General features: G+C 74.1%; 1 protein-coding gene. It reads left to right on the forward strand.

The window, feature by feature from the left end; translation table 11 throughout:
* Window positions 1-1,125: acyltransferase domain-containing protein (locus IF89_RS0135545; RefSeq protein ID WP_030777353.1), on the forward strand; the 1,125-nt coding region annotated here is incomplete at both ends.

Below are 1,125 nucleotides of genomic sequence, written 5' to 3' on the forward strand. Positions count from 1 at the left end.
AAATCCAACATCGGCCACGCCCAAGCCGCCGCCGGCGTCGGCGGCGTCATCAAAATGGTCATGGCCATGCACCACGGCCTCCTCCCCCGCACCCTCCACGTCGACCGCCCGACCTCGCACGTGGACTGGAGCAGGGGGGCCGTGTCCCTGCTCACGGAGGCGACCCCGTGGCCGGAGACCGGCCGGCCGCGCCGGGCCGGTGTGTCCTCCTTCGGCATCAGCGGCACCAACGCCCACGTCGTCCTCGAACAGCCCCCCGCCCACACGGAGGGGGCCCTGCGGGCCCAGGCCGACCGGCTGCTGGCGTTCGTGTCCGAGCGGACGGCGCAAGCAGACCCGGCCGGAGCACCGCCGCGGATCGCACCGGCGGACATCGGCCGGTCCCTGGCCGCCGCGCCGGCGCTCCTGGCCCACTCCGCCGCGGTCGTCGCGCAGGACGGGGAGGGCAGGCTGCGGGCGCTCGCCGCACTGGCCGCGGGCGAGGAGTCCCCGGACGTGATCACCGGACCCCCGGCGGAACGGGGCGGCGGCAGGACCGCCTTCCTGTTCACCGGGCAGGGCAGCCAGCGCGCGGGGATGGGCCGCGAACTGTACGGGACCCACCCGGTCTACGCCCGGACCCTGGACGAGGTCTGCGCCTGCCTCGACGAGCGCCTCCAGCAGTCCGTGACCCTGAAGTCGCTGCTCTTCTCCGACGGGGACCCCACCTCACCCCTGCACCAGACGATGTGGACCCAGGCGGCGCTGTTCGCGACGGAAGTCGCCCTCTACCGGACGGTGGAGCACTACGGCCTGGTCCCGGACCACCTCGTGGGCCACTCCCTGGGCGAGCTGACCGCCGCCCACGTGGCGGGCGTCCTGTCCCTCGACGACGCCTGCACCCTCGTCGCGGCCCGCGGCCGCCTGATGCAGTCCGCTCCCGCCGGCGGAGCCATGATCGCCATCGAGGCGACCGAGGCCGAGATCCGCGACACCCTGCCCACTCACCACGGCCACCTCGACATCGCCGCCGTCAACACCCCCCGCTCCACCGTCATCACCGGCGACCACGACGCCGCCCACCAACTCGCCGCCACCTGGCGCGCCAACGGCCGACGCACCAAACAACTCAACGTCAGCCACGCC

This window comes from Streptomyces sp. NRRL F-2664, assembly GCF_000719345.1.
GTDB lineage: Bacteria > Actinomycetota > Actinomycetes > Streptomycetales > Streptomycetaceae > Streptomyces.